Genomic DNA, 24,861 nt, shown 5'->3' on the forward strand with positions numbered 1-24,861 from the left:
GGGCATTAACGAAATAAGCTTCTTTTCTTATATATCCCTTGGGTTCTCAGGGCGTAGAGATTGGTATGAGGGTTATTCTAGAAATACACCGTCCGTATATTCAGAATTTCTTAATATTATTATAATCAACAATCATAACTCCCTCTCACTTATGAAAATTTTATATACTTTAAAATAATAATTACATCGCTTCAAAATAACATAACCACTATCTTAATATTAAAAAACAAATATCAGTTATTTACTATTCTTAGACCCCTTCAAATAGAACCATTTCCAAAAAAATATATTTTATTTTTATAGTAAAACATTTTATAAAACATATTACAATCAGCATTCTTATACCTTTCACATTCTTAAAGAACATTTTAACAAGCTAACTTTTTTGTAAAATAATAACAAGGATAAAGCGAGCAATTTTAATAAAAATACGAGTTGAACTTTAATAAAAAATAGAATACGATAAATTCCGAAAGGTGGTTCACCATCATTCAAGCAATAATAATTTTTAAAAAGGGGTTGGAAGTATGTCAGACGTTCTAAAGCAATTTGTTATGCCGAAAAAAAACTTATTTGGACCTGGAGCAATTCAAGAAGTTGGTAAACACTTAAATGATTTAGAAGTGAAGAAGACATTAATCGTAACAGATGAGGGCTTACACAAATTAGGTCTCTCTGAACAAATTGCAAACATCATTACAGCTGCTGGAATTGATGTAGCAATTTTCCCTAAAGCAGAACCAAATCCAACAGATCAAAATATTGAAGATGGCATAGCAGATTACCATGCTGAAAGCTGTGATTCAATCGTTTCTCTTGGAGGAGGGAGCGCTCATGATGCAGCAAAAGGTATCGGACTTATTGCTTCGAATGGTGGACGCATTCAAGATTATGAAGGCGTTGATAAATCACAAAATCCACTTGTGCCATTAATTGCTATTAATACAACGGCTGGTACTGCTAGTGAAATGACTCGTTTCACGATTATTACAGATACAGCACGTAAAGTAAAAATGGCCATTGTTGATAAACATGTGACCCCGTTACTTTCGATTAATGATTCCGAACTGATGATTGGGTTACCTCCTGCTCTAACAGCTGCTACTGGTGTTGATGCATTGACACATGCTATTGAATCATTTGTTTCGACAAATGCAACACCAATTACAGACGCTTGTGCTGAGAAGGTACTTCAACTAGTTCCTGAATTTTTACCACGTGCCTATGCAAATGGAGCTGATTTAGAAGCACGTGAACAAATGGTATATGCACAATTTTTAGCTGGTATGGCTTTTAATAATGCTTCACTAGGCTATGTCCATGCGATTGCTCATCAGTTAGGTGGCTATTATAATCTACCTCATGGCGTATGTAATGCCATTTTATTACCACATGTTTGCCGCTTCAATGTAACAGCACGTACTGAGCGTTTTGCTCGCATTGCTGAATTATTAGGTGAAAATGTGACAGGATTAAGTAAGCGTGATGCTGCTGAAAAAGCTATTTCAGCTATTGAAAAGCTATCAAAGGATTTAAATATTCCTAGTGGCTTCCGCGAACTAGGTGCAAAAGATGAGGATATTGAAATTTTAGCAAAAAATGCGATGTTAGATGTTTGCGCTGAGACAAATCCTCGTAAAGCAACATTAGATGATATTAAACAAATTATTACAAATGCAATGGGCCCTATCGTGAAAAAAGAGGAATCGCTTGAAGCAGTTGCTGCTCTTTCATAATTAATAAAAAAACAAAAGGTGGAGATAAACCAAGTTTTTCTCCACCTTTTTTCTATGCTCAAAGATGAAAATGATGTAAACACATTGTTTAGAATGGAAACTCTCGCTATACTTTTATTAAAAAGAATAGGAGATAACAAATGCGTTTAATCTCGATATGTCCAAGCAATACAGAGCTTGTAGCCTATTTAGGACTGACAGACCAGCTTGTTGGAGTAGATGATTTCTCCGATTGGCCATCAAGCGTTAAAGATTTGCCACAGCTTGGTCCAGATTTATCTATTAATATGAACGATTTAGAGGCATTACACCCCGATCTTGTTCTTGCTTCTTTAAGTGTGCCTGGAATGGAAAAAAACATCGAGGAATTGCAAAGAAGAAATATCCCTCATATTGTTTTTAATGCGAACTCGTTAGAGGAAATTGCACAAGATCTCCTTTCACTCGGGAGAGCTTGCCATGTAGAAGAACGTGCTAAAATAATCGCAGAAGAATATTTGCAATCCATTGACAAAATGCGTATAGTTGCTAACTCCCTCACGAAGAAACCTACTCTATACTGGGAATGGTGGCCAAACCCAATTTTTACACCAGGAAAAATAAATTGGCTAACAGAAATTAGTGCTATTGCAGGCGGAGTCAATTTATTTCACGATGTAGAACTAGCCAGTGTTCAAACTGATTGGGCAGATGTTGTTAAACGAAAGCCCGACTATATCATGATGGCTTGGGTAGGTGTAGCTTTTGAGCGTATACAGCCGGCCAACTTATTAAAGCGTCCCCATGCAAGTGAGCTACATGCTGTGAAAATGGAACAGCTTCATGTAATGGAGGAATGGCTTTATTGTCGGCCTTCTCCCCGTCTTATTGAAGGGGCTATAAAACTGGCAAAAATACTGCACCCTCAGCAATATGAACACATAAAATCGCCAAGTTTTCTATAATAAAAAAAACAACATCCCCTTTATGATCGGGGATGTTGTTTAAATTAAAATCATTATACAAACTTTACCATATGATATTTTTTCTTACCGCGACGAACAATGCTAAAGGCATCCTCTAGACGATCCTTTGCATCGACTACATATTCTAAATCCGTCACTTTTTCACCATTGACACTAATTGCACCATTCGAAACGTCCTCACGTGCCTGACGTTTCGATGATGAGATACCAGCTTCTACAAGAAGATCCACAATATTTTTATCTTCTTTTGCCATTTCAATAGAAGGAACATCTTTAAAGGCATCCTTCATTTCTTCAGCCGAAAGTGCTTTTAAATCGCCTGAAAATAAAGCTGCTGTAATGCGAATAGCTTGCTCTAACGCCGCTTGACCATGAATTAATCGTGTCATTTCCTCAGCAAGTGATTTTTGAGCCTTACGTAAATGTGGCTCTTCTTCTACAGAAACAGCTAATGATTCAATCTCTTCACGAGTAAGGAAAGTGAATATTTTCAAGTATTTGATGACATCTGCATCAGCAGCATTGATCCAAAATTGATAGAATTCATATGGAGATGTTTTCTTACCATCTAACCAGACAGCACCACCAGCTGTTTTACCAAATTTCGTACCATCTGCTTTCGTTACTAATGGAATCGTAATCCCAAAGGCTTTAGTTTCTTCTTCATGTGTCTTACGAATAACCTCTAAACCTGTTGTAATATTACCCCATTGGTCAGAGCCACCTACTTGAATACGACAATTGTAGTGGTTGTATAAATGATTGTAATCAATCCCTTGAATTAATGTATAAGCAAACTCTGTGAAAGATATCCCCGTGTCAAGACGAGAAGCAATTGTATCTTTTGCCAACATGTAGTTAACATTAATTAATTTCCCATAATCACGTAAAAATTCAATCGTATTTATATTGCCAATCCAGTCACGATTGTTCACAAGCTGAGCGCCATTACCATCTTCAGCAAAGTCAAAAATTCGTTCTAGTTGACCGCGAATCCCTTGAACATTTTTATCGATTTGCTCCACAGTTTGTAATTGACGCTCTTCTGAACGACCTGATGGATCTCCAATCATGCCTGTAGCCCCACCCACAAGTAAAATTGGACGGTGACCAGCTTTTTGGAAGCGACGTAATGTTAAAAGCGGGACAATATGCCCGATATGCATAGAATCTGCTGTTGGATCAACACCACAGTATAAAGAGACGGACTGTTCTTCTAATAGTTTTGCCATACCATCAGCATCGGTTTGTTGGTATAGCAGCCCACGCCATTCTAAATCTTGTAATAATTCGTTTGTCATGATGATTCCTCCTAATTGATTGAAATTCGCTACGTGCATGGACAAGTTCATGAAATAAAAAAATCCCTACACGCAAACAATTGCATGCAGGGACGTTAAATTGTAAATTAACGCGGTACCACCCGGCTTGAAGATGTCATCCACCTTCCACTTCATTCAACCGCCTTTATCGCAGGCGCGCACGTCTAAGCTCCAAGCACGTAATTCGTCTCTACATTATGACCAGTTTTCACCGACCACTGGCTCTCTAAACAGGGAATATAGAAACTACTCCAAACTCTTCATCACTAGAAAACTATAAACATTATTCTATACGAATCTATTTCAAAGTCAATAACTATGTTCGAGCTAAAACAATATGTGCTATAATAAACAAGATTTTAGGAGGTCGATACATTGAAGGATTGGATTGAAAAAATCAATGCAAAGATCGATACATTAATTGAACAAAAATGGATGAAGAAATTACGTATTTCAGGTAGCGTTACCTGGAACTTATTTTTACTATTTTTAGTCTTTGCATTGGTTGGCACTGTATTTGTCGGTTCAGTAGGAGCTGGTTATTTCGCTTCTCTTGTAAAAGAAGAGCCTTTACGCTCAAAAGATGAATTGCGAGATCAAATTTTTAGCTATGAAGAAACAAGTGAAATTTATTTTGCCAACGATATTTATATCGGAAAATTACGGACAGATTTAGATCGCCGCGAAACTTCACTAAAAAATGTTGCACCAGATGTTATTAATGCAGTACTGGCAACAGAAGATGAGTATTTCCGTGAACATAACGGCATTGTACCAAAAGCGGTTGTACGAGGCTTATTACAAGATGTTACGAATTCTGCTACACAGACAGGTGGCTCTACCCTTACGCAACAACTTATTAAAAACCAAGTATTAACCAATGAAGTTTCCTATGAACGTAAAGCAAAAGAAATTTTACTTGCTATGCGTTTAGAGCATTTTATGACAAAGGAAGAAATATTAGAGGCTTATTTAAATATTATTCCATACGGTCGTAACTCTTCAGGGCGAAATATTGCAGGCGTAGAAACAGCCGCAGAAGGAATCTTTGGTGTCAAAGCTAAGGATTTATCACTTGCGCAAGCAGCTTACATCGCTGGTATTCCTCAGGCGCCATTTGCTTACACACCTTTTACAAATACGGGTGAACTGAAAAGTGAGGAAGCTTTAAAACCAGGTATTGATCGTATGAAAACAGTTCTTTATCGTATGAAAGAAGCTGGTTATATTGACGATGCTCAATATAAAGAAACACTGAATTATGATATTGCTGCTGACTTCCGTGGTCCAGAAATGCGAGCGGAGGATCGTTATCCATGGCTTACATATGAGCTTGAGAGCCGTGCAAAAGATATTATTGCAGAAAAACTCGCAGAAGATGACGGTATTGACCCAGAGCGATTAAAAACAGAAAAAAAATTAAAAGATAAATATAAAATCTTAGCAGATCGAGATGTTCGCTCAAAAGGTTATCGTATTTATTCAACCATTAACAAAGATATGTATGATGCCATGCAAAAAGCTGCTAAGGACTTCCAATATTACGGCCACACATATACTGGTAAAGGGAAAGACCCTGTAACCGGTGAGGAAGTTGATATCGAAATGCCCGTACAAGTGGGCAGTATTTTAATGGAGAATACGACAGGTCGCATTTTAAGTTTTGTAGGTGGTCGAGACTTTAATACAACTCAAGTTAACCATGCAACACAAGCTTATCGTTCAAATGGTTCTACGATGAAACCATTACTTGTATACGCACCTGCTATTGAGTATGGCGTAATTGGTGCAGGTAGCCCACTCGTTGACGTAAAATTCTCAATTGGTTCATGGAGCCCAAGTAACTATATTACTAGTGATGAGCGAGGACTTATTCCGGCGCGTGAAGCTTTAGCAGATTCTCAAAACATATCAGCGTTACGTTTATATAATGATATTATTAACAAACGACCAGCTGATCTATTAGTAAAAATGGGATTCACAAAATTACACCCCGATGATTTCACTAACCTTGCAACCGGTATCGGTGCTTTAAGTGAGGGGACTACTGTAGAAGAGAATACGAATGCCTTTGCTACTTTTGCAAATGGTGGTCAATTCATTGATGCTTATATGATTGATCGAATTGAAGATCAAGAAGGAAATATTATTTACAAACACGAAGTAGAACCCGTCCAAGTATTTAGTCCAGAAACATCTTATATTGTGACAGATATGCTACGTGACGTATTAACAAAAGGAACAGGAACTCTTGCTCGTAATACATTAAAATTCTCTTCTGATTTCGCTGCTAAAACAGGGACTTCTCAAGAGTATAAAGATGTTTGGTTAGTTGGCTATAACCCTAATGTATCTCTAGGTGTTTGGATGGGTTACGACCAACCTCGTACGTTGTACGCATTTAATAATACGTACCTACAGCCAAGTGTTCGTGTCAATAAATTATGGGGTACTTTAATGAATTCCGTTTACGATGTGGCTCCTGAGTTTATTGACCCACCAACAAGCTTTAAGGCACCTAAAAATGTGGTGACCGCTTCATTCTGCGGAATTTCTGGAATGGCACCTTCTGCTGCCTGTGCAGATGCAGGTTTAGTTCGTTCAGACTTATTTAATGCGAAAGTATTTTTACCTTCACAACCAGATGATAGCTTAGCTGCTTCAAGTGTTGTAACGATTAAAGGAAAAACTTATAATGCATTACCTAGTACACCAGCTGAATTTGTCAAATCAGGTGGCGCAGGTATTAATCAGGCGTTTATTAAACGTATGTTAGGCCGTCTTGGCGGTAACCCAGCAAGTTTATTACCGAAAAATTCAACTTTAACCAATTCATCTGTTTCGGCCGTTGATTTCCCTGCGGATGGAAGTGCACCTGCAGCAGTAACAGCATCCGTAAATGGCTCCACTTTATCTTGGACAGAGTCATCAAACGATGTAGTTGGCTATCGGATTTACAATGTTACAAATGGTGCCAACACATTAGTAACTTCTGTTCTTGAATCTACACAAAGTATAACGGTCGCTAGTGGACAGGCCTATGTTGTAGTGGCTGTAGATATTACAGGCTTAGTGTCACCACATTCTAATGTAGCCTCTACTGGTGGTAGTGAAAATGAACCTGATCCAGAGGATAATGGTCAAGAAACAATTCCACCTACAACACCGCCTACAAATGGCAATGGGTCTGGTAATAATGGTAACGGTTCTAACAATGGGAATGGATCTGGTGGCAATGGCAACGGCTCTAACAACGGGAATGGATCTGGTGGCAACGGCAACGGCTCCAACAACGGGAATGAATCTGGTGGCAATGGCAACGGCTCCAACAATGGGGATGGATCTGGTGGTAACGGATCAGGTCAACCTGAAGATGGCTCAAATGGAGGAGACAACGGCAATACAACTCCCCCTGAAACATCAAGGCGATAATCAGTTTCATTTTCTGTGTCAAACAGGCTTACTACAATTCACTTTTGATTTGTAGTAAGTCTATTTTTTTGTCATTATTAAGAAGACTACTATTTTGAAGGAGAGGAAAAATATGAACATTTTAGTTTTAGGGGGCACACGTTTTTTCGGAAAAAAATTAGTGGAACTTTGCATTGAGAATGGACATGATGTAACGATTTTAACACGCGGTCAAAGCGGCAATCCTTTTGGAACAGCTGTCAAACAATTAATGGTTAATCGGGATGATCGTGACGCATTAGAAAATGCTCTCGCCCATACAACGTGGGATATTGTTTATGATAATATTTGCTACTCTCCTAACGAGGCACATACCATTTGTGAGCTTTTAAAAGGGAAAACGAAAAAACTTGTCTTTACTTCAACTCTTTCAACCTATGAAGTTGATGGCAAGATGAAAAAGGAAGAAGATTTCGATCCTTATCATTATCAAATTCTCATGGGGGATCGAAATGAATTTTCCTACGGAGAAGGAAAAAGACAGGCAGAGGCTGTATTGTTTAAAGAGGCTTCATTCCCAGTTGTTGCTGTACGTTTCCCAATTGTCATGGGTGAACATGATTACACACGTCGATTGCATTTTCATGTGGAACGTATTTTACACGATCAGCCAATCTCCTTACCGAATATCGATGCGCAGATGAGCTATATTACAGATGAGGAAGCAGCTAATTTCTTATATTTTGCAGGCATGACACCTATAGAAGGACCATACAATGCTACAGCATCTGGTGCCATGTCATTGAAGGAACTCCTTGCGTTAATTGAAGAAAAGAGTGGGAAGCGCGCAAAAATTTCACTTGTTGGTGGCGATGAAGAATCACAATCACCATATGGTGTACCTGCTGACTGGTATATGACAAATGCGAAAGCAGAGAAAGCAGGATTTACATTTAGTCAACTTCATGATTGGTTGCCAAAACTAGTAAATACATTAGTAAAACAGCTTCAATAAAAAAGAAAGACAAAGAGTCTGCTAAATAAGCAGATTCTTTGTCAGTAAATTAATATAATATGGTCTTTAAAATGGCTACTGCTTCGTCTATCTCTTTCTTCGTTACAGTTAGTGGCGGCAATAGTCGAATAACATTTGGCCCTGCCCCTACTAATAAGAGACCCTTCTCTTCTGCAGCAGCAATATACGCGGCTACTTCTGTTTCACCACAGCCAATTCCAAGCATTAATCCCTTACCCTGAATGGTATAATTAGAAGGTAAATGCGCTTTTAGTTGTGCGACAAAATAGGCTGACTGTTCTTGTACTTGCTGTAAGAATGCTGGCTCAAATACATGACTTAAGACGGCCTGAGCTACATTCATTGCAAGTGGGTTTCCCCCAAATGTAGTGCCATGTGTACCCGGACTAAAGGTTGCATAAAGCTCGGCAGTTCCTAGCATTGCCCCTACCGGAAAGCCACCACCTAAGCCTTTTGCTAATGTCACTATATGTGGCTTTAACACCGTTTGCTCAAACGCATAGCGTGTTCCTGTTCTTCCAATTCCAGTCTGTACTTCGTCAATAATGAGTAATATTCCCTTGTCCTCACATGCTTTTGCAATCGCGGTAGCGAATTCTAACGATACACAATTAACGCCACCTTCTCCTTGAATCATTTCCAGCATAATGGCTGCTACAGAGTCATCAATAGTAGCTTCTAGTGCGGCAGCGTCATTGAATGGTAAAATCGTAAATTTTTCAACGAGTGGTCCAAAGCCGTTATGTATTTTGCCTTGACCTGTTGCAGACATTGCTCCGAATGTGCGACCATGGAATGATTTTTCGAAAGTAATCATATGGTTTTTCCCTGTATGCTTTCGTGCTAACTTAATGGCCGCTTCATTTGCCTCCGCTCCACTATTACAGAAAAAAGCATGTGCAAAATGCGTATGAGCGATTAATTTTTTAGCCACGGTTTCCTGACCAGGGATATCAAAAAGGTTCGATATATGCCACAGCTTTTCACTTTGCTCTTGTAGTGCCTGCACAATGGCTGGATGCGCATGCCCCAGACTTGCTACTGCAATACCACTAGTAAAATCTAAATATTGTTTTCCTGTAGAATCCTCTACAACGGTGCCCTGCCCTTTGACAATTTGCGCACGACGTTTACCGTAGTTCCCGAATAACGCACTCATGTTATCATCTCCGCTATTATTTGAAATGGTCTTCTTTCAACATCTATACTTTTCATAAGCTCTTATTAGAACACTAGGTAGCATGAAGTTTATCGGAAGTGACAATCGTAGTGCCAATCAATGTCTCTCCCACAATTTGCACGGAAGGTATACCTGCACGTAAACAATCGATCGCTCCTTGTACTTTCGGAATCATCCCTCCATATAGATGCCCTTGTTCTATCCATTGATTAATGAGAGTGGGTGTTGCCATTGTTTGATATTCATCATAGACTCGAATACCACTTACATCTGTAACGAGTAATAAGCTATCTGCCCCTAAGGCTAATGCTATTTCACTTGCGACTGTATCGCCGTTAATGTTTAAAGCCTGACCTGCTTCACTTACTCCAACACAAGCAATAACGGGTACAATTCCCACTGACAATAAAGCTTCAAGTAAGGCTGTATGGATGGCTTTTACTGCTCCTACATAACCATAAACATCTTTATCTAAATAATCTGCCACCATTAATTGACCATCATAACCGTTTAGCCCAATGGCCTCGACGCCAGCACTTGTTAAGTCATGAACTAAAGCAGGGTTAACCTGCCCAATTAGAGTGGATTGGACAACATTCATAGCTGCCTCATTTGTCACACGTATACCATTTAATGTATGCGATTCTATGCCTCGAGCAGCTAATTCACGATTAATAGCTGGGCCCCCGCCATGAGTAATAATAAGCTCCACACCGCTATCTTGAAGTTTTTTAAAATGATAAAAAAAATCTTTATTTAAGCCCTCCAGTGTACTACCACCGAGCTTAATCACCATTCGTTTACGAGCGGTATGATGCGTTGATTTGGACGTAGTCATACGTTAAGTCACATCCCCAAGCATGCCCCTTACCTTCACCCATGCCAAGAGACACATATATTTTCACTTCATGCATTTTTAAAATTTGTATTAATTCATCCTCTGAGAAAGGAATTGGTTCGCCGTTTTCTACCATTGTAGCGCCTCCAATTTGAATCGTAATTTTATCTGGGTCTACAGTGGCACCACTATACCCTACTGCTGCAATAATTCGTCCCCAGTTCGCATCACAGCCAAAAACAGCAGTCTTTACAAGTGGCGAGCCTACGACGCTCTTGGCGATTTTTCGTGCCTCTTCATCTGCAACTGCGCCAACAACTTCCACTTCAATGAGCTTAGTTGCCCCTTCTCCATCCTTGGCAATCATTTTTGCTAAATCTTCGGCTACCGTTTTCAATGTGTAATAGAAATTTAACCAATCTGGATGATCAGGTGTTAACGTCTTATTTCCTGCGAAGCCGTTCGCCAATACAACAACTGTGTCGTTTGTAGATGTATCCCCATCTACGGTAATGGCATTAAACGTGAGATTGGTAATATCGGATAATGCACTTTGTAATACATCAGATTCTATTTGGGCATCTGTCGTAATAAAGCCCAACATGGTTGCCATATTTGGTTCAATCATGCCTGAACCCTTCGCAACACCAGCGATAATGATTTCCTTGCCATCTACCGTTGTACTATAGCTTGTGTTCTTCATAACTGTATCTGTTGTTAAAATTGCCTGCGCAAAGTCAATAGCACTTTCTAAATTGTCCTTCGGTTCTAGCTGTTGAATACCATTTACTACTGGCTCCAGCTTCATCATTTCGCCAATGACGCCCGTTGAACAAACTCCCACCAATTCAGGCGCAATCCCTAATTTTTCAGCCACTTGCGCCTGCATTGTTTGGGCATCCTTAACGCCTTGCTTCCCTGTACAAGCATTGGCATTGCCCGAATTCACGATTATCGCCTGCATTTTTTTTGTTGTGTAAACAACTTCCTTTGTTACTTTTAACGGGGCTGCCTGCACAGCATTTGTTGTAAAAACACCAGCAACACTAGCTGGTACCTCACTTACTAAAATGGCTAAATCTTTCTTCTTATGTTTTAAACCACAATGTAACCCAGCTGCCTTAAAGCCTTTTGGTGAAACGATATTTTTACTTGATAACTTTTTCATTACATTTATTGATGTAGTAACTGTCATCCATAATTCCTCCTTATTTTTCATCAAACTAAACATAAAAACTGTTAAATAAAGAACGGTACAACATCAAGACCTGTCGTTTGTGGTAGGTCAAATTGTACATTCATATTTTGGATAGCTTGCCCTGCAGCCCCTTTGACTAGATTGTCAATCACACTTACAATCGTGGCACGATTTGTACGAGAATCTACTTTCACCAAAATATCGCAATAATTGGACCCCTTAACACGATTAGTTCCTAAGCTAGTAGCATCTGTAACCATTCGAACAAATGGATGCTTTTCATACGTTTCCTGCAAGCAACCAACCAACTGAGCCTCTGTAACGCCTGCCATTACTGGCGCATAGGATGTCGCTAAAATCCCTCTTGTCATAGGTACTAAATGAGTATTGAAAGTAATGTTTGTTTCAGTATGAGCAAATACGGATAATGCCTGTTCTATTTCTGGTATATGTTGATGTGTATTTACTTTATAGATAGAGAAGTTCTCATTCGCCTCGCTAAAATGAGTAGTTTGTGACGGCTTATTACCAGCTCCTGAGATGCCACTTTTCGCATCAATTACTAAAAAGCTCGGATCAATTAATCGTTCCTTCACTAGCGGTAGTAATGATAATAACACCGCTGTTGGGTAACAACCTGGGTTAGCAATAAGAGTAGCCTGTCGAATATGCTCTGAATTCCATTCAGTTAAACCATAAACACTTTGCTGAACCGTATCAAATGGTGCTGCTTGTTTGCCATACCACGCTTCATAGCTTGCAAGATTTTTTAACCGGTAATCACCAGACAAATCTATAAATTTCGGACCCGTGTTAACCAATGATGGTAATAACTTACTTGTTACGCCAGATGGTGTACTTGTAAAAACTACATCAAATTCCGCTAAAGTATCTTCCTCTATTTTCTGTAATGGCCTATCAATAATCGTCATAAGATGACCAAATTTTGAAGAAAAAAGAACTCCCTCCTCTGAAGAAGTAAATAACGCTAGCTGCTCTACAGCTGGATGATTATGTAAAAACCGAATAAGCTCTAGTCCACCATAACCTGTTGCTCCTACAATTCCTACTTTCAATGCACTCACCTCTGAAATAAGTTAAAAATAGTATACGTCTGCATAAATATTAAGTCAACTGAATTTTTATTTAATTCTATATTTTTTACGCATTTAAATACTTCTCGTTAATACAGCTCTTAAGCATTGTAAATGCAGAAAAAAGAAGGTAAGCATTCACTCGATTGATGAAAGAATGCTTGCCTTCTTTTTATGCATATGTTGTATAAATATCAATTGATGTTCTTTACTTTATCAGTCTTCCATCGTCGATAGGTCACCCGTAGGTAAATTTAACTCCCATGCCTTCAATACACGACGCATAATCTTACCACTGCGTGTTTTTGGTAGTTTTTCCTTAAAATCAATTTCACGTGGTGCTGCATGAGCCGATAACCCTTTTTTAACAAAATCTCTTATATCCTCAATTAATCGTTCGGAAGGTTCTACTCCTTCTCGTAAGGATACAAAGGCTTTGATGATTTCCCCTCGTACTGGGTCTGGTTTTCCAATGACTCCTGCTTCAACAATATCTGGATGCTCCAATAACTTGCTTTCCACTTCGAATGGTCCCACACGCTCTCCGGCCGTCATAATGACATCATCCACTCGACCTTGGAACCAGAAGTATCCGTCATCATCCATATAGGCAGAATCTCCAGATACATACCATTTCCCTTTTAAGAAATAAGATTCATAGCGCTCTGGATTGCCCCAAATTTGACGCATCATAGCTGGCCACCCCCGTTGAATAGCTAAATTCCCCATTGTAAACGGTGGTACTTCGTTGCCAGCATCATCTACAATCGTCGCATGAATACCTGGAAGTGGTTTTCCCATTGAGCCTGGCTTAATATCCATCGAAGGATAATTACAAATCATATGCGCTCCTGTTTCTGTCATCCACCATGTATCATGGATTCGATGACCCAATTCTTCTACTCCCCAGCGAATCACTTCGGGGTTCAATGGTTCACCGACAGATAGCACATGACGCAAAGATGATAGATCATAGCACTCAAGCAAGCCACTCCCTGCCCCCATCAGCATACGGAATGCAGTTGGTGCACTATACCATACCGTAACACCATAATCTTCAATGGCTTGATACCATGCCTGCGGTGAGAATCTTCCCCCAACAATCACCATTGTTACCCCATTTAACCATGGACCAAAAATACCATAGGCTGTTCCTGTCACCCATCCTGGATCAGCAGTACACCAATAAATATCATCTTCACGTAAATCAAGAACCCATTGCGTAGATTGGTATTGTTGAAGCATTGCATAATGAACATGTAGCACTCCTTTTGGCGCACCAGTTGATCCAGAAGTATAGTGAAGAATCATCCCATCTTCCTGATCTACCCACTCTATATCAAATTGAGCTGAAGCCCTTTTTAATCGTTGATTAAAGTCTAGAATTTGTAATGTTTCTTCAATATCTTCACCTATTAAAAGGACATGCTCTAGGTGAGGTAATTTAGCTATAGGTACACGTTCAAGTAACGCCGGTGTCGTAACCAATACTTTTGCCTCACTATCTGCTAGCCGATCATACACAGCACCTTCCATAAAAGCTTCAAATAATGGTCCAACAATAACACCCATTTTCAACGCACCTAATAATGAAAAATAGAGCTCAGGCGACCGTGGCATAAAAATAAATAAACGATCACCTTTTTGTAGATTAGTAGCTGTTTTAAGAACGTTAGCAGCCTTGTTTGTTAACCTTTTCATTTCATTAAATGAATACGCCTCTTTCCGTTTACCATCATTAAAATAAAGAGCAACTTTATTTTTACGATGTGTTTCAGTATGGCGATCGATTGCCTCATACGCCATATTCACTAAACCTGTCTCGTACCAACTAAATGCTTTTTCTGTATCAGCCCAATTATGAGACTTTGCCACTTCTTCATAATTCATTAACTGGTGCTGACCAGCTAAAGCCGCTAACTTCTCCTTCATTTTCATCCCCATGAAACTACCCCTTTCTTTACGTTTGCTTCAAACTGTTCATTTGCTATTTTCAACAATCCCCTCTGCTGAAATAATAAATTTACGTTCTAAGCAACATATTTACCTAGCTTTTGTTATATAACAGTTTACCGCATCAGAAATGTCATAACTCTTAATTACGCTACTTTTATCTGTTAAATAACAGAAGCGATATATTATATTTTACACGAATCCAAGGGGATTGTCTTAATATTTTCACTTTTCCAAAAATACAGGTATATTTTGCAAAAATAAGCGTTTTTACGCACGAAATCAGCTATAATGGAATTATTAAACTCAGGTGGTGTCATTATGGAACATAAAAAAACTTTTTTTTCTGTCAAAAGGGAAACTAAGCATGGTACTGTGTATGTGGAAGGACCTGTGCCTCCAGAAAAATTAGCTACATATTCTTTCCATGAAGGCTTGGTTGCCTTTAGACCTCCAAAACAGCAACAACAAGCTATTATTGAAATTGCGGGGCTTCCTGAAGGACGTATAGTTATTATTCGAAACGAAGATATTATTGTAGGCTATGTGACCTATCTTTATCCTGATCCACTTGAACGATGGGCAGAGGATCGAATCGATGACATGATTGAATTAGGTGCCATTGAAGTGATTCCTGACTATCGCGGAACAGGTTCAGGAAAGGCATTACTAGCCGTTTCATTTATGGGTGATGAAATGGAGGATTATCTGGTGATAACTACCGAATATTATTGGCATTGGGATTTAAAGGGGACCGGCTTAAATGTTTGGGACTACCGCAAAATGATGGAGAAGATGATGAGCTCTGTCGGATTTGAATATTTTGCTACGGATGATCCAGAAATTACATCACACCCAGCTAATTGTTTAATGGCGCGCGAAGGTAAGCGCGTGCCTCCTGAGACCATCGAAAGATTTGATAGACTTCGTTTTAGAAATCGTTTCATGTATTAAAACCAATGCAAAGGGGATACGTATATGATCGTAGAAGAAATTATGAATGAAGAACCTTACACATTAGCTCCTACCAATACCGTGTTGGAGGCACTAAAGCTAATGCGTGACAAAAAAGTTCGCCATTTACCTGTTATAGATGAGGAACGTCACGTTATAGGAGTGATTACAGAACGAGACATTAAAGAAGTTTTGCCCTCCTCTTTACAAGATGAACCTAATTCTCCTGTTTTTCATGCAAAAGTAGAAGAAATAATGGTCAAAGATCCGCTTGTTGGTCATCCACTTGATTTTGTTGAAGAAGTCGCTCTTACCTTCTATGAATCTAAAGTAGGGTGTTTACCTATTGTCTCTGGAGGGAAATTAGTAGGAATTGTTACTACAACGGATTTACTCTATACATATATAGAGCTGACCGGCGGAACGGAACCTGGCTCAAAAATTGAAATTCGAGTAGCTGACACGCCAGGTGTTTTATTTGAAATAACAAAGATATTTCATCATCATCATGCCAATGTCCAAAGCGTCTTAGTTTATCCTGATTCTGAAAATACGCAAAATAAAATTTTAAGCGTCCGAGTAAAAACACTGAATCCTTTAGCTATGATTCAAGACCTTCGCAAAGAAGGCTTTGATGTACTATGGCCTAATTTGCCAGGTGTTTCGTTATAATGAAAAAGGCTGTATTCATTTACTCGCCAGAACAACTCGGATATAAATTTTCAGATTCACATCCTTTTAATCATAAACGCTTGACGCTAACGATGGATTTACTAAAAAATATAGATGGACTTGATGATGTAGACATTATTCCCGCTCGTGTTGCAACAGAAGAGGAGCTACTGCTTGCCCATGACCCTAAGTATATTGATATTGTGAAGAGGGCAGGTCATGGTGAATTATCGGTAGCCCAATGTGAAAGCTATGGTATCGGCACTGAAGACACACCGATTTTTGAAAATATGCATGAAGCAAGTGCCCAACTAGTCGGTGGGACGTTAACTGCCGTTGATTATGTAATGGAAGGTAAAGCTGAGCATGCTCTCAATCTTGGAGGAGGGCTACATCACGGTTTTCGTGGTCGCGCATCAGGATTTTGTATTTACAATGATAGTACGGTTGCGATTCGATATTTACAGGAAAAATATAATGCCCGTGTACTATATGTTGATACAGACGCACATCATGGGGACGGAGTACAATGGAGCTTTTACGAGGACCCAAATGTTTGTACATTGTCTATTCACGAAACAGGACGCTATCTATTTCCTGGAACTGGAAATATTACCGAAAGAGGCAACGGACAAGGATATGGTACCTCCTTTAATTTCCCTATGGATGCTTTTACAGAGGATGAAAGTTTCCTAGAAATCTATGAACAATCCATGAGAGAGGTTTTCGAATATTTCAAGCCAGATGTTGTACTCACACAAAATGGAGCAGATGCCCATTTTTTTGATCCTTTGACACACCTTCATGGCACAATGAATATATATCGTGAAATCCCAAAGCTCGCACATCAATTAGCCCATGAATATTGCGATGGTAAGTGGATTGCAGTGGGTGGAGGAGGCTATGATATATGGCGAGTAGTTCCACGTGCTTGGTCCCTACTTTGGTTAGAAATGACTGACCAAGCGTTACCAACTGGACCTCTCCCACAGGCATGGCTTGACCAATGGCAACCCGAAGCTCCCGTACCTTTTATTCCAACTTGGGAGGACCCAATTCCTCTGTATGAGCCCATTCCAAGGAAGGCAGAAATAGAGGAAAAAAATGCTCAAATGTTAGCAAAAGCACTACACCTTATTCGAAATGAAAAACGAGATTAGCACTTTTCCTCACGATTTTCGTGGGGTTTTTTCATTGGTTTGCAGCCAGATCTCCCTGCTTTGGTCATTTTATCATGCCTCTTTCCCGCTCCATTTTAAATTAAAAAACACGCAAATCCTTGATAAGATTTACGTGTTCCTACTTATTATTTACTTTTAACAGATTGTCGATGTTCAATACGATGTGGTAAAATCACTGCCTCATCCTCGACAGGCTCCTTACTCATCAATTTAGTAAGTAAGCGCATAGCAACAGCACCAATGTCGTACAGGGGTAATGCAACACTTGTTAGTTGTGGACGAACCATTCGTGCTAGCTTAGAATTCTCAAAGCTAATTACTTCGATATCCTCTGGAACATTTTTACCAGCATCTTGTGCACCATGAATTAAACCAATTGCCAATTCATCACTACCCGCAAAATAGGCTGTAGGTGGCTGCTCAAGCACTGATAAAATCTCCCAAGCTTCTAAGCCCATGTCATAGCTTGATTCTTCAGCAGCAATTAATGCTTCATCTATTGGCAAGCCAGCATCCTGTAATGCTTTCTTATAGGCTGCTAGCTTGAATTTTCCGTTAATTGTATACGAAAGTGGACCTGTTACGAAGCCAATGCGCGTATGTCCATTTTGAATGAGTAAAGATATCGCTTCATAAGCCGCTTGGAAATAGTCTATATTGACCGTAGCTATTGTTTGCGATTCATCTACAGAGCCTGCTAGTACAATCGGGACTGGTGAATGATCCATTGTTTGTTGCATCTTTTCTGTTACTTCATCACTCATCATCACAATACCATCTACTTGTTTCCCAAGCATAGTATCAAGTAACTGTAACTCTTTATCTTCATGTTGATCTGAGTTGGCTAAAATAATATTATAACGGTACATTGTGGCTATATCCTCTACACCACGAGCCAGCTCTGCATAAACATTGTTTGCAATATCTGGGATAATCACGCCAACTGTTGTTGTTTTCTTACTTGCTAATCCACGCGCTACTGCGTTTGGACGGTATTCCAATCGTTCAATTACTTCTAGTACTTTTTTTCGTGTTGCTGGTTTTACGTTTTGATTGCCATTGACTACACGAGAGACGGTTGCCATAGAAACATTTGCTTCTCTTGCAACATCATAAATTGTAACAGTCATCGTACGTGCCTCCCTTTTTTCCTATTATAGCCTTATCATACGATAATTTTCATATTACTTTCAAGAAGAACTACGTAAAAACCAAGTACTAATAGTCCTATTCTAGACATTATTTTGTCACGATATAACAAACACCGCCTGCTAAAGTAAGCAAGCGGTGTGTGCTGTTAACAATTAAGCATGAATTTCATGATTTTTCATGAATTTTTGTATTGTTTCATAGAATGCATCGAATGTTGGGATGTCCATTTGTTGTTGTGAATCAGAAAGTGCTACAGATGGATCTGGATGTACTTCTGCCATGACACCATCAGCACCGATTGCAATGGCTGCTTTGGCACATGGTAACAATAAATCACGACGACCTGTTGAGTGTGTTACATCTACGAATACTGGCAAATGCGTTTCTTGTTTTAACACTGGTACAGCAGAAATATCTAACGTATTACGAGTTGCTTTTTCATAAGTACGAATACCACGTTCACAAAGGATAATATTTTCATTTCCTTTAGACATAATGTATTCTGCTGCATGGATGAACTCATCAATTGTTGCAGCTAAACCTCGTTTTAGTAGGACTGGTTTATTAGTTGCACCTGCTGCTTTTAATAATTCAAAGTTTTGCATATTTCGTGCCCCGATTTGAATCACATCAATATAATCTAAGGCTTCCTCTAAATGACCTGGTGTCACAATTTCTGTAATCACACCTAAACCATATTCCTCAGACACACGTTTTAAAATTTTTAAACCCTCTAATCCAAGACCTTGGAAGTCGTATGGAGAAGTACGTGGCTTATAGGCACCACCACGGATTAGCTTTTCACCTTTTGCTTTAATAGAAGCCGCTACTGCAGCTACTTGTTCATAAGATTCAACAGCACAAGGACCAAATACGAAAGATGGCTTCCCTTGACCAATTAACTCACCATTGATATTAATAACTGTATCTTCGGATTTTTTCTTACGAGATACAAGTAATTCTTTCTTTTTATCAGCTTCAAGCTGCTTTAAAGCTGTTTTAAAGATTTGTTTAAATATATAGTCTACCGTCATTTGGTTTAATGGACCTTGGTTGTGTTCTTTAATAAGATCAAGCATGTGTCTTTCACGCAGTGGATCATAGCGATTTACACCTTGTTTTTCTTTAATTTTACCGATTTCATCAACTACAGCTGCACGTTCGTTAATAAGACGAAGAATTTCTAAGTTTAATTCGTCGATTTGGCTACGTAAGCTTTCTAAATCTTTTTGGCTCATGCTTTCTTGCTCCTCTCCTCATGACAGACACTTTCAGAACTCTGAAATGTATGTTACATTTTTAGATAATAGCAATATTATAATCAATGTTGTTCAGAATGTCACGCATTTTTAATTTAGCGCTTCAACTCGCTAAATTGAAATTGAGATATAACGCGAAAGGAAGCGATTACATTGAGTTCTAAATTATTTGCACTTGATATTGGTACACGCTCAGTGGTCGGGATTATTCTTCAAGAAGAAAATGACCATTTTCACGTGGAAGATATAGTAGTGAAAGAGCATAAAGAACGTGCCATGGTAGATGGTCAAATACATAATGTCATGTATGTGGCAGAATTAATTAATACAATTAAATACGAACTTGAAGAGAAACATGGTCCTCTTACGAAAGTAAGTGTTGCGGCAGCGGGCCGATCCTTGAAAACTGAACAAGCTAGCGTAACGATTAATATACGTAATCGTCCTATTTTTACAGAAGAAGATATAAGCCGCTTAGAGCTCCAAGCAGTTCAACAAGCCCAACAACAACTTTTACAACATAAAGAAGATGCTAAAATAAGCCACTATTACTGCGTAGGCTACTCAGTTCTCTACTATCGCTTGGATGGTGAAGAAATTGGCAGCCTCTTAGATCAACAAGGGGATGAGGCACAAATTGAAGTCATTGCCACTTTCCTACCTCGTGTGGTAGTCGAATCACTAATTGCCGCTTTAAAACGAGCTGATTTAGAGATGGAAGCTTTGACATTAGAACCTATCGCAGCTATAAATGTCCTTATTCCTTCAACTATGCGTCGCTTAAATGTGGCTCTAGTCGATATAGGCGCAGGTACTTCTGATATTGCCATTACTGATAAAAGTACTGTTGTGGCCTATGGTATGGTTCCAACAGCAGGCGATGAAATAACAGAAGCTTTAAGTGACCATTATTTACTAGACTTCCCTGTTGCCGAAATAGCAAAACGTCAGCTCCAAACAGCAGAAGAAATATTGATTCAAGATATTCTTGGTTTTGATCAGTATTACCCAAAGACTGAAGTTTTATTAGCCATTGAACCTGCCGTCAAGCAGCTTGCCAAGTCCATTGGCGAAGAAATTTTACGACTCAATAACCGAGTGGCTCCAAAGGCTGTTATGCTTGTTGGAGGAGGTAGCTTAACACCTAACCTAACAACAGAACTTGGTCTAGTCCTAGATTTACCAGCAAACCGTATAGCTGTTAGAGGCATTGATGCTATTCAAAACCTGACGAAGGAAGAGCATATTAAAGCATCACCAGAGTTAGTTACGCCAATCGGTATTGCCATTGCAGCGAAAAAAATGCCCATCCAATATATGAGTTTAACTGTCAATAATCAGGTGGTCCGTCTTTTTGAGCTGAAAGAAATGACAGTTGCCGATGCTTTTTTAGCGGCCAATATCCGTGCTAAACAATTATATGGAAAACCTGGCCACGGTTTATCTATTAGTGTCAATGGACAAGATATATTCATTCCTGGTGGTCATGGGCAGCCGGCTGAAATAGTAGTAAACGGACAACAGGCATCAACGAAAACATTGATTAAAACAGGCGATGCCATTCAGCTAGTGGAGGGACAAGATGGACAGCCAGCCACAGTAACGGTGAGAGATCTTATTGATAATGCTGCAATCAAGACCATTACTATCCAAAATACAAAATATGTAATTGAGCCGAAAATTACAGTCAATCACTCTCCTGCATCCATTGATACTGTTTTAAATGATCGTGATAGCGTCGTTTTTGATATAGCGGAAACCATTGAGGAAATTTTCAAAGTTACAAATAATTGGGATTTATTAAAGCAATTTGAGTCTTATACCATTCATGTCGATGGACAGCCATTATTTTTACCTGAGTTTTCTTCTCCATTAATGATAAATGGAAAAACGGCAAAATTGAGCTATGCAGTGCAGGATGGCGATGTGATTAACTTTCAGCAGCAATCATTGCCAACTGTTCAGCGAATTGCGGACCAAATGAATCTTTTGCTGGAAGATAAAATGATCATTCATTTCCAAAATGAAGTAGTGGAGCTTTCCAAAACAGTACATGAAGCACTGGTCAATCAAATGATTGTATCTCCTCTTTCAACTGTACCGAATGGAGCCACTGTAATTTTTACAGAAAAAGATCGTAGTCCTTGGATCTATCAAGATGTATTTCGCTTTTCTAATTGGCAGCTCCCAAGCACATTCAAAGGAAACTTCACCATTTTAAGAAACGGTCAGCCTGCAAGTTTTGATACGGAAATTTTCGGTGGCGATCGACTTGAAATACTATTAGCCGAAACCCCTATCGTTTAAAAAAGGGATACGTTACACGACGATCATGTAACGTATCCCTTTTCGTTATGCATTATGCACGTACTTCTTCATTTGACTCTTTTGTTTCGTCTTTTTTCTCTTCTGCTTTGACTTCCTCGTTAGGAATAAAATCCTCTAGTGGTTCCTCGCCCTCAAAGGAAACCGTACCATCGTCAAAAACAGCAGGGGCCTTTGCCGTTTTTAAAGTTTTTACTTTCTCCACTAATTGTGTAGATTGTTCTTGAATTTGTTTAGAAAGTTGTACTGTTTTATCTTTTGCAGTTGTCGAGAAGTCTGCACTCTTATCTTTTAAATGAACAGCTTGTACAGCCACATCACTACGTAAATCTTTTCCTGATTTTGGAGCTAATAGTAGACCTGCTGCAGCACCTACAATTCCACCTACTAATGCGCCAATCACAAAATCTTTCATGTTTACACGCTCCTCTTCATAAATCGAGTCTTGCGGATGATAAAGCTGAGGCAATGAACTTTCAAGCTGTTTTTCCTTTACTTCATTAAAATTTGGCTTTTGTGTTGTCATGCAACAATTCCTCCCCATCATATTATCAATTTTGTCTGGACAGGTTGTCCATCTACTTTTTACAGAGGCATGTTCAATTTATGTCCAAGACTTTATTTTTATTCAGACAGTATCAAATACTTACTGAATAATTTTCACTATTTACGACCCCATTTTCTTTTTGGCTTTTCTACTTGTACCGTTTCAAAGCCATACACATCCTCAGATACAGATTCTTGCTCTATGATTTTGCGCTTTTTCCATTTATCAGCAATACCCATTGCAACATTGCTCCACTGTACTACTTGCGCAATTTTTTCTTCATTTTGTTCTACGCTTTTCGAAACAGAAGAAGTAATTTGCTGTACAGAATTATTTAAACCATTGACAGAATCACCAATACCTTTAACAGCTTGAACCACTGAATTTAACTGTTCAGATTTATGTTGAATATCCTCTGCTAAGCTATTTGTTTTGGTTAATAAAGAAGTCGTTTCACGTGTGACCCCTTCCATTTGTCCTTCAATACCTGATAATGTCCCAGATAAACTGCTTAAGATGGACTTGAGCGAGAATAATGTCATTCCTACACTCACACATAAAATTAAAAACCCGATTGCAGCGATAATGGCTGCAATATACAAAATCACTTCCATAAGTTGACCTCCTGCTAGTAAATTCTCTTTACTATTACTTTCCCTATCTTCGACAAAAAAAACGGAATTCCTGCTCAAATTTTAAAAAAACAGCTTAACCCCTACGGACTAAGCTGTTTCATCGTTTTTAAGCACGGCTTCAAAAGCATCTTGGAATTTATGAACATCTCCAGCACCCATAAATAAGAATACTGCACCTTGATGTTTTGTTAGTATATCAATTCCTTCAGTGGTAATCACTGCACTGCCCTCGATTAATGACGCCAAATCTTGAATAGAAAGTGCGCCTTGCGTTTCTCTTGCAGAGCCAAAAATATCACATAAATAGGCTGTATCTGCAAGGCTTAGACTATCTGCGAAATCTTGTAAAAAAGCTTGTGTACGTGTAAATGTATGTGGTTGGAATATAGCAACTAGCTCACGATCTGGGAACTTTTGTCGCGCTGATTGAATGGTAGCACGAATTTCCGTTGGATGATGGGCATAGTCATCTATTAATACATTATCCCCTATATCTGTTTCGGTAAAACGTCTTTTTACACCTTTATATGTGTGCAAACGATCTTGAATAATGTCAGGTGAAATTCCTTCATATTCACATAGAGTAATGACCGCTAATGTATTTAAAATCGCATGATCCCCAAATAATGGAATAAAGAAAGTGCTATAAAATTCATTGCGAACGAAAACATCAAATTTTGTACCTTCTGTCGTTTTTTCAACATTACGAGCTTCGAAATCATTCTCTGAACCAAATCCATAATAAACAACTGGTACTTTTGCTTGGATACGCTGAAGTTGTTCATCATCACCACATGCAATAATAGCTTTTTTTACTTGTAAAGCTAATGATTGAAAAGCAGAATAGACATCCTCTATATTTGCAAAGTAGTCTGGGTGATCAAAATCAATATTTGTCATTACCGCATAGTCAGGATTATATGCTAAGAAATGGCGTCGGTATTCACATGCCTCCATCACAAAGAAGTCAGCATTTGCATGACCAGCACCAGTACCATCACCGATTAAATAAGAAGTTGGTTTGTAACCACCTACCACATGTGCCATTAAACCTGTAGTTGAAGTTTTACCGTGGGCACCTGTTATGGCAATGGATATATAGTTACCGATATATTCTCCTAAAAATTTATGGTAACGAATAATCTCTACTCCGATTTCTCGTGCACGAATTAATTCTGGATGGTCATCAGGAAAAGCATTACCTGCAATTACAGTCATGCCTTCTTTAATATTATCTGCATTAAATGTAAAAATTGGAATATTTCGTTCACGTAACGGCTGCTCCGTGAAGAAATATTTATCGACATCTGAGCCCTGTACTTGTTCACCAGCATCAAATAAGATTTGTGCAAGTGGACTCATGCCAGAACCTTTAATGCCTGTGAAATGAAAAACTGTCATTA

The 24,861-nt window shown here is 38.8% G+C and carries 19 protein-coding genes and 1 other annotated feature; of the genes, 8 read left to right on the top strand and 11 right to left on the bottom strand.

The window, feature by feature from the left end:
* Positions 1-527: 527 nt before the first annotated feature.
* Positions 528-1,736, top strand: coding sequence for an iron-containing alcohol dehydrogenase (locus A2J09_RS13240; protein ID WP_012295678.1), 1,209 nt, complete (start codon positions 528-530; stop codon positions 1,734-1,736).
* A 140-nt stretch (positions 1,737-1,876) separates the two neighbouring features.
* Entirely contained in the window at positions 1,877-2,680 is an 804-nt protein-coding gene (locus A2J09_RS13245) for a cobalamin-binding protein (RefSeq protein ID WP_012295679.1), read from the top strand.
* Between the two features lie 53 nt (positions 2,681-2,733).
* Here the strand turns inward: A2J09_RS13245 and tyrS are convergent, their stop codons facing one another.
* Complete coding sequence (tyrS, locus tag A2J09_RS13250) at positions 2,734-4,002, bottom strand: tyrosine--tRNA ligase (protein ID WP_036162315.1); 1,269 nt, start codon at positions 4,000-4,002, stop codon at positions 2,734-2,736.
* Positions 4,003-4,087: 85 nt separating this feature from the next.
* Positions 4,088-4,296: a binding site (T-box leader), on the bottom strand.
* Between the two features lie 102 nt (positions 4,297-4,398).
* On the opposite strand from tyrS, the gene A2J09_RS13255 reads away from it, so the two are divergent.
* Both A2J09_RS13255 and A2J09_RS13260 read left to right on the top strand, forming a co-directional pair.
* Entirely contained in the window at positions 4,399-7,455 is a 3,057-nt protein-coding gene (locus tag A2J09_RS13255; RefSeq protein ID WP_012295681.1) for a transglycosylase domain-containing protein, read from the top strand.
* A 112-nt stretch (positions 7,456-7,567) separates the two neighbouring features.
* Positions 7,568-8,449 (top strand): NAD-dependent epimerase/dehydratase family protein, encoded by an 882-nt coding sequence (locus A2J09_RS13260; RefSeq protein ID WP_012295682.1) that lies wholly within the window; start codon positions 7,568-7,570, stop codon positions 8,447-8,449.
* Positions 8,450-8,498: 49 nt separating this feature from the next.
* Here the strand turns inward: A2J09_RS13260 and A2J09_RS13265 are convergent, their stop codons facing one another.
* The 5 genes from A2J09_RS13265 to acsA all read right to left on the bottom strand — a co-directional run bounded on the left by A2J09_RS13265 (position 8,499) and on the right by acsA (position 14,724).
* Positions 8,499-9,629 (bottom strand): acetylornithine transaminase, encoded by a 1,131-nt coding sequence (locus tag A2J09_RS13265; protein WP_012295683.1) that lies wholly within the window; start codon positions 9,627-9,629, stop codon positions 8,499-8,501.
* Positions 9,630-9,702: 73 nt separating this feature from the next.
* Positions 9,703-10,488, bottom strand: coding sequence for an acetylglutamate kinase (gene argB, locus A2J09_RS13270; protein WP_031418595.1), 786 nt, complete (start codon positions 10,486-10,488; stop codon positions 9,703-9,705).
* On the bottom strand, positions 10,451-11,683 hold the full coding sequence (argJ, locus tag A2J09_RS13275; protein ID WP_031418594.1) for a bifunctional ornithine acetyltransferase/N-acetylglutamate synthase: 1,233 nt from the start codon (positions 11,681-11,683) through the stop codon (positions 10,451-10,453). The genes argB and argJ overlap by 38 nt, the downstream gene beginning before the upstream one ends.
* Positions 11,684-11,727: 44 nt before the next feature.
* Complete coding sequence (gene argC, locus A2J09_RS13280) at positions 11,728-12,762, bottom strand: N-acetyl-gamma-glutamyl-phosphate reductase (RefSeq protein ID WP_031418593.1); 1,035 nt, start codon at positions 12,760-12,762, stop codon at positions 11,728-11,730.
* Between the two features lie 234 nt (positions 12,763-12,996).
* Positions 12,997-14,724, bottom strand: a complete 1,728-nt coding sequence (gene acsA, locus A2J09_RS13285) for an acetate--CoA ligase (protein ID WP_012295687.1) — start codon at positions 14,722-14,724, stop codon at positions 12,997-12,999.
* 330 nt (positions 14,725-15,054) lie between these two features.
* On the opposite strand from acsA, the gene A2J09_RS13290 reads away from it, so the two are divergent.
* The 3 genes from A2J09_RS13290 to A2J09_RS13300 are packed head-to-tail and all read left to right on the top strand — an operon-like array spanning position 15,055 to position 17,519.
* Entirely contained in the window at positions 15,055-15,687 is a 633-nt protein-coding gene (locus A2J09_RS13290; RefSeq protein WP_031418591.1) for a GNAT family N-acetyltransferase, read from the top strand.
* A 24-nt stretch (positions 15,688-15,711) separates the two neighbouring features.
* Positions 15,712-16,359: an acetoin utilization AcuB family protein gene (locus A2J09_RS13295; RefSeq protein ID WP_012295689.1), complete on the top strand. Its 648-nt coding sequence runs from the start codon at positions 15,712-15,714 to the stop codon at positions 16,357-16,359.
* Complete coding sequence (locus A2J09_RS13300; protein ID WP_012295690.1) at positions 16,359-17,519, top strand: acetoin utilization protein AcuC; 1,161 nt, start codon at positions 16,359-16,361, stop codon at positions 17,517-17,519. The genes A2J09_RS13295 and A2J09_RS13300 overlap by 1 nt, the downstream gene beginning before the upstream one ends.
* A 146-nt stretch (positions 17,520-17,665) precedes the next feature.
* Here A2J09_RS13300 and ccpA read toward each other — a convergent pair whose 3' ends face one another.
* Both ccpA and A2J09_RS13310 read right to left on the bottom strand, forming a co-directional pair.
* The gene (gene ccpA / locus A2J09_RS13305) at positions 17,666-18,670 is read right to left on the bottom strand and encodes a catabolite control protein A (protein ID WP_012295691.1); all 1,005 of its coding nucleotides are present in this window, start codon (positions 18,668-18,670) and stop codon (positions 17,666-17,668) included.
* A gap of 174 nt (positions 18,671-18,844) precedes the next feature.
* Entirely contained in the window at positions 18,845-19,930 is a 1,086-nt protein-coding gene (locus A2J09_RS13310; RefSeq protein WP_012295692.1) for a bifunctional 3-deoxy-7-phosphoheptulonate synthase/chorismate mutase, read from the bottom strand.
* Between the two features lie 174 nt (positions 19,931-20,104).
* Here A2J09_RS13310 and A2J09_RS13315 point away from each other — a divergent pair, with 174 nt between their 5' ends.
* Positions 20,105-22,258 carry a pilus assembly protein PilM gene (locus A2J09_RS13315; RefSeq protein ID WP_012295693.1) on the top strand — a complete coding sequence of 718 codons (2,154 nt, stop codon included), beginning with the start codon at positions 20,105-20,107 and terminating at the stop codon, positions 22,256-22,258.
* A gap of 52 nt (positions 22,259-22,310) precedes the next feature.
* On the opposite strand, the gene A2J09_RS13320 is transcribed toward A2J09_RS13315, so the two are convergent.
* The 3 genes from A2J09_RS13320 to murC all read right to left on the bottom strand — a co-directional run bounded on the left by A2J09_RS13320 (position 22,311) and on the right by murC (position 24,859).
* A complete protein-coding gene (locus tag A2J09_RS13320; RefSeq protein WP_012295694.1) occupies positions 22,311-22,802 on the bottom strand; it encodes a YtxH domain-containing protein in 492 nt (163 codons plus the stop codon).
* A 137-nt stretch (positions 22,803-22,939) separates the two neighbouring features.
* Positions 22,940-23,437, bottom strand: a complete 498-nt coding sequence (locus tag A2J09_RS13325) for a DUF948 domain-containing protein (protein WP_031418589.1) — start codon at positions 23,435-23,437, stop codon at positions 22,940-22,942.
* A gap of 108 nt (positions 23,438-23,545) precedes the next feature.
* A complete protein-coding gene (gene murC, locus A2J09_RS13330; protein WP_012295696.1) occupies positions 23,546-24,859 on the bottom strand; it encodes a UDP-N-acetylmuramate--L-alanine ligase in 1,314 nt (437 codons plus the stop codon).
* Positions 24,860-24,861: the final 2 nt, after the last annotated feature.

The sequence above is a fragment of the Lysinibacillus sphaericus genome (assembly GCF_001629735.1).
In the GTDB taxonomy this organism is placed as follows: domain Bacteria; phylum Bacillota; class Bacilli; order Bacillales_A; family Planococcaceae; genus Lysinibacillus; species Lysinibacillus pinottii.

Coding starts and splice junctions, on each gene's coding strand:
- A2J09_RS13240 (WP_012295678.1), top strand. CDS start 528: ATGTCAGACGTTCTAAAGCAATTTGTTATGCCGAAAAAAAACTTATTT.
- A2J09_RS13245 (WP_012295679.1), top strand. CDS start 1,877: ATGCGTTTAATCTCGATATGTCCAAGCAATACAGAGCTTGTAGCCTAT.
- tyrS (WP_036162315.1), bottom strand. CDS start 4,002: ATGACAAACGAATTATTACAAGATTTAGAATGGCGTGGGCTGCTATAC.
- A2J09_RS13260 (WP_012295682.1), top strand. CDS start 7,568: ATGAACATTTTAGTTTTAGGGGGCACACGTTTTTTCGGAAAAAAATTA.
- A2J09_RS13265 (WP_012295683.1), bottom strand. CDS start 9,629: ATGAGTGCGTTATTCGGGAACTACGGTAAACGTCGTGCGCAAATTGTC.
- argB (WP_031418595.1), bottom strand. CDS start 10,488: ATGACTACGTCCAAATCAACGCATCATACCGCTCGTAAACGAATGGTG.
- argJ (WP_031418594.1), bottom strand. CDS start 11,683: ATGACAGTTACTACATCAATAAATGTAATGAAAAAGTTATCAAGTAAA.
- acsA (WP_012295687.1), bottom strand. CDS start 14,724: ATGGGGATGAAAATGAAGGAGAAGTTAGCGGCTTTAGCTGGTCAGCAC.
- A2J09_RS13290 (WP_031418591.1), top strand. CDS start 15,055: ATGGAACATAAAAAAACTTTTTTTTCTGTCAAAAGGGAAACTAAGCAT.
- A2J09_RS13295 (WP_012295689.1), top strand. CDS start 15,712: ATGATCGTAGAAGAAATTATGAATGAAGAACCTTACACATTAGCTCCT.
- A2J09_RS13300 (WP_012295690.1), top strand. CDS start 16,359: ATGAAAAAGGCTGTATTCATTTACTCGCCAGAACAACTCGGATATAAA.
- ccpA (WP_012295691.1), bottom strand. CDS start 18,670: ATGACTGTTACAATTTATGATGTTGCAAGAGAAGCAAATGTTTCTATG.
- A2J09_RS13310 (WP_012295692.1), bottom strand. CDS start 19,930: ATGAGCCAAAAAGATTTAGAAAGCTTACGTAGCCAAATCGACGAATTA.
- A2J09_RS13320 (WP_012295694.1), bottom strand. CDS start 22,802: ATGACAACACAAAAGCCAAATTTTAATGAAGTAAAGGAAAAACAGCTT.
- A2J09_RS13325 (WP_031418589.1), bottom strand. CDS start 23,437: ATGGAAGTGATTTTGTATATTGCAGCCATTATCGCTGCAATCGGGTTT.
- murC (WP_012295696.1), bottom strand. CDS start 24,859: ATGACAGTTTTTCATTTCACAGGCATTAAAGGTTCTGGCATGAGTCCA.